At 31.8% G+C, this 5049-nt stretch carries 4 protein-coding genes; 1 reads left to right on the top strand and 3 read right to left on the bottom strand.

Features of this window, described 5'->3' with window-relative positions:
• Window positions 1–882 (bottom strand): ISLre2 family transposase (locus PHP06_10440; GenBank protein MDD3840959.1); only part of this gene is annotated, 882 nt, incomplete at its 3' end.
• A 245-nt stretch (window positions 883–1127) separates the two neighbouring features.
• Here PHP06_10440 and PHP06_10445 point away from each other — a divergent pair.
• Complete coding sequence (locus tag PHP06_10445; GenBank protein MDD3840960.1) at window positions 1128–1343, top strand: hypothetical protein; 216 nt, start codon at window positions 1128–1130, stop codon at window positions 1341–1343.
• A 236-nt stretch (window positions 1344–1579) separates the two neighbouring features.
• Here PHP06_10445 and PHP06_10450 read toward each other — a convergent pair whose 3' ends face one another.
• Together PHP06_10450 and PHP06_10455 are read right to left on the bottom strand one after the other, a co-directional pair.
• Window positions 1580–3643 (bottom strand): glycosyltransferase, encoded by a 2064-nt coding sequence (locus PHP06_10450; GenBank protein MDD3840961.1) that lies wholly within the window; start codon window positions 3641–3643, stop codon window positions 1580–1582.
• A 444-nt stretch (window positions 3644–4087) separates the two neighbouring features.
• Window positions 4088–5049, bottom strand: a 962-nt coding sequence (locus PHP06_10455; protein MDD3840962.1) for an IS256 family transposase, incomplete at its 5' end; no start/stop codon positions are given.

Raw genomic sequence — 5049 nt, forward strand, 5'->3', positions numbered from 1 at the left:
ATGTGCTGTTGCTTTTCTTACATACTTGGATAAATGAAAGTAATCTAGTACGTGTTTACTTCCTTTAATCCAGTTTAGCCCTTCTTTTATCCAGCTTGCTCCATCTCCTGAGATATATATCTTTTCTACCTTATCCATTTCATATGCTTCTTCTAGATAATTAGCAACTTCTAGCCATAATTCTTCACTATTTTTTAATGAGCCTGTAAAGTATCTTTTATTTATTAATTCATATCTTCCTTTTGATTTGTATTTCTTGCCTTCATGGACATAGATTAATTTTATTTCTTTATTTTTCCCATTTTGCAATGCTACATAGTCTTCGTCTGCTTCTATATAGATTGTTTTTACTTGTTTCTTTTTAGTTGGCAATTTCGCTTCGTCATTTTCTACTTCTCCTAGCTTTCTTATGGTGTTCATTACTGTTTGTTTTGTTACTTGTACATTACTTGAGGCTCTTTTACCTGATTTCTCATAGGATGTTTCTATAGCTTCTTTTATTAATTCCGATTCGTATGAAAGATCCATTCTTTCATATGGATATATTCCTACTAGTTCATCTGAAAGATATCTATAGCTGCCATCTTTTTTACTTTTGTAATATGTCCTTAGATAATTTACTTCTCCAAATATTGTAATTAAAGTTTTTTCGTCATTTCTTCTTTGTATGTAATATTCCTTTTTCCTACTACTAGATTCTCTTATTATTTCATCTAGCATCTCTAAGGCTTCTTTTACTATCATTGCTCCTATTTCATCCAATGATTTTTTAGTATTTATTATGAATCTTGATATATCCCTGCTATTTAACATCAAATCCTCTATATTATTATTGAAATCTCTAGTGATTTTTTCTATAATTTCGTGTATAATTGTATTCATAAGAATAGCCTCCTTTATTATGATTTTTGTTTTTGACACTTCTATCATAACATATGGGGCTATTCTTTTTTGTATTTTTTCCTACAATTATTTTACACTAACCCCCTATACCCATTTTTGGATAATAACTTAACATTTATTTTTAATTTTCCATAGATAATTTTATCCATTTTGTAAGAATAATAACCTATGAATATTATTATATATTTCACTAATAATAATATTAAAACTAGAAGGAGGATATTATGGCTAGTAAAGAACAATTAAGAAAGATTGCTATCTATTGTGATTCCTATAATCCAAGGGATGAAGATGCTTTAAACATAACTTCTCAAGTATATGAGGAAAAATTTGAAAGCTGCGAAAACTGTTCCCATTTTACCAAAGAAGGTAAATGCGATTTAGATTTAATAGATAAGGTTTTATCCAGTCTTGCAATGGAGGAAGATTTAATGAAATAGTGTGAAGCTAAATGTATGGCTAGGCTCTACAAATTTTAAATAGCGACAGTAACCCTATGGTTATAAATTTTGAATTGTGAATTACTACTGTTTAGCTCATTCCTTCGGCTAGGTGATTCCTAGGCGAGCTGGGAATAAGGGCTCGCCGTTAAAAGACTTGGGACAAGGAGTCGGAACTAATGTCATACTGGGATAAGGCACATAATATATGAAAGGATAAAATATGACATGGCTAATTAAGCCATACCATATTTAATTTGCTCCAACTCTTCCGACATCTCCATTGTTTTTTCAAACCCCATTGCCTGTAGAATATCCTGAATATTAGTTTGAAAGTCTAAATAGGTTAAGGCTGTTAAGCCTTCATTTAAAGTTAGAAGTCCATTTTCAACTGCCTTTTCTATAAAATGTAATTGCTCTAGTAGATTGGCGTCTTCTTTTGCATATTTTATGGAATCTAATATAGCTTTCTTTGTAGAATAAACAAACTTTATTGCCCCTTTTACTTTCTTCTCTTTTCTTAATATATCCCTTAACCTCTCTTTATCATCAGGATTAGAAATTGCAAATACCATAGTATTATTTATGTGCATTACAGGCACTATTAGGTTTTCAATTAAGAAATCTGACCCCCAATATTCTATGCTATCCTTAGACACTATACTAGAAGATATATCCAAATAGAATTCCTTGTTTATTTTACATAAGGATATTAATACATCTTCCTCAGAAACAATTTCTTCTTCTACAAGTATTTCTCCTAGCCTAACATTTTTCTTTTTTGATTTTTCTAGTGCATAGTTCAATTTTTCTGGTGATATTAAGTTTTCATGCAATAGGATATCGCCCAGTGTTCTTCTGAATGTTTTTAACACCCTAGGTTTTAAGAATTCATGCTCTGTTTTACTCCATCTTGGCCTTTTCTTTTTAATTTTAGAATTGGAGCCAAACAAGCGCATTTTCCAAGCCCGCAATGTTGCATGGAAATTTATCATATTTCCAATAAACATTCTAAAAGGAAACAAAGGTGGCAATAAGACACTTATAAAAGCGCTCTTGTAGCCATATACATTTTTTACAGCCCTTCCCCGTACAACTTGTCTTTCAACCATCATTATTGTTATCAGTATCATTAAATACCAAGATAAGCTAAAACGGGGAAACATTGTTGGAAGATGGAAAAAAGTAGCTAGCAAGAAATAAAAGAAGATTCCATATCCTACTCCTAATAATAGATTCCCAAATTTAGCTTTCCAATCCTTGTATAGGCTATATTTACTTCTAAGGGATAATGTTTTATTCTTTAATATATCTGGCAATTTAAAAGACTGCATGGTAATGCCATATATCCATCTAGTTTTCTGCCTTACGGCTGCCCTGTAGGTGGATGGAAATATGCTCCTTGTAGAAATAAACTCCCTTCTCACTTCCCCATCCCCAGTAAGCCTTTCCACTCCCTCCAGTACATAATGAAGGTGATAGCCTTTTAACTTTAACATCAGAGAAAATTTATAATCCTCTGTTAAGCTGCCTACTGGAAATATATTGTGATCTGGGAAGCTATCTAGGATTTCCCTTGAAATAGCAAAGCCTGTCCCAGCAGAAGGCACAAAAGAACCTGTAGTATTTCTAGCCACTAACATAGTATAATGGTTTTCTGCAAACTCGTCGGCATAGGTTCCTGAAACCATGTTTTTAAAAATATTTTTCAACCTAGGCATCTTTTGTAATGGGAATACTGGCATTTGTATGGCATCATGATAATTTAATAAATAATTTTCTACCAATAATTCATATGGATGGACAACATCCTCAGAATCATGTATTACTATTCCCTTAAACCTAATACCCCTATCCCTTTCAAAGGATAATATATTTTTAATAACATTGTTTATATTATCAGCCTTTGAACTAGGACCATCTAATACATGGACAACTTTGTGAACATTATCATATTTCTTAGACAGCCTATCAGCTATATGTAGGGTTGCAGGGTCATTAGGATATACCCCTAAAAAGACATGATACATGGCATCTGGGTAGTGATTTGTATCTATTAAATGGTCTACTACATCTTCTAATACGTCCTCTTCACGATAAGCGGCAATTATGATAGCTAGTAGGCCAGGAACAGTATCTCTTAACTCCTTGACAGTATCTCTTAACTCCTTGTATGTTATAACCTTGTCATCTTTATCAGCCCTAATGGACTTGAATAATATATAAATATCCCATATAAAATCATCTATACTTATTAGTATAAGTATTATAACAAATACTAAGCCAATATAATAAACCATATAAGACTCTCTCACCCTGGAATTTTTAATTTAATATCAATATTACATCATTCTTCATAGTCTGTCAATTTATTTCTTTATGGGGATAGTGTCAAGTTACTGTAGGAAAAATTTTTTTAAATCTCCCCATATTTTATGAAAAGTGCATAGTTGCTTGTTTCACCAATTTTTTTATAAGCTATTTGGTAGTGTGAAATAGTTTGTGTTTCATCATTCCAGGTCAAGGAATTTGACAAAAATTAAAACTATTTAAAGATAAAAATTTATATTAATATAGATTCAATAAGAATCATAAATTAGATTTAATAATTTAGTATATTCTTGCACATTAAAATTAAGCTGTCAAGTTTTATAGCTCTTTTTATAAAAATATGCTAAAATAGTAGCAGTAGTAAATGTGGGGCTTGTGGGTAATTGCATAGCAATTATCCACAAATCCACATTTTATTTTTTATGCTTTTTTAAGACATCTTCAAAAAATATATTTAATTGAGCCAATATTTGATCCCAACCTCTCATCCTTGTTGTCCACTTGGCTGTAGCATTTACCATCGCTAAATAAAGACTCTTTTCTAAAGAAAAGTCGGTAGGAAAGATTGTCTTATTTTTGGTCACTTTTCTTAGTTGTCTATTAAAGTTTTCTATGGTATTCGTGGTGTACATCAGCTTCCTGATTTCCGGTGGATATTTGAAAAATACAGATAATTCAGCCCAATTATTACGCCAGCTTGATACGCAGCTTGGGTATTTACTGCCCCATTTGTCTTCAAAGAAATCTAATTGAATTAATGCTGTTTCTTCATTGTTTGCTTTATATACAGTCTTTAAGTCTTTCATTAATTCGCGTACATCCTTGTAACTTACATATCTTGTGGAGCTTCTGATTTGGTGAATGATGCATTTTTGAATCTCTGCTTTTGGATATACGGCAGTTATTGCCTGACTAAAGCCGGGTAAATTGTCAGTTGAAAAGATCAGAACATCTTCTAAACCTCTATTTTTAAGATCATTTAACACCATTAACCAATATTTTGAACTCTCATTTTCACCAACATACATACCTAACACTTCTTTTAATCCGTCCATTGTATACGCTAAAACGATGTATACAGCCTTTTTAACCACAACACCATTGTCTCTTACGTTGTAGTGAATTGCGTCCATAAAAACAAATGGATAAACGCTCTCTAAAGGTCTTTGACGCCACTCTTCTATTGTTGGAAGTATTTTATTTGTTATCTTTGTAACTGTTGACTCTGATAGTCCAAATCCATAAATCTCTTGAATGTGAGCAGATATATCTCTTGTTGTCATACCTCTTCCATACATTGATATTATCTGATTTTCAATGCTCGATATGTCCTTCTCATACTTTTTAATTATTTGTGGTTCAAAGCTTCCGGTCC

It is taken from the genome of Clostridia bacterium, from assembly GCA_028698525.1.
GTDB lineage: Bacteria > Bacillota > Clostridia > JAQVDB01 > JAQVDB01 > JAQVDB01.

Excerpts from the sequence above, each read along its gene's own strand:
- PHP06_10450 (MDD3840961.1), bottom strand. The coding sequence starts at position 3,643 with ATGGTTTATTATATTGGCTTAGTATTTGTTATAATACTTATACTAATA.
- PHP06_10445 (MDD3840960.1), top strand. The coding sequence starts at position 1,128 with ATGGCTAGTAAAGAACAATTAAGAAAGATTGCTATCTATTGTGATTCC.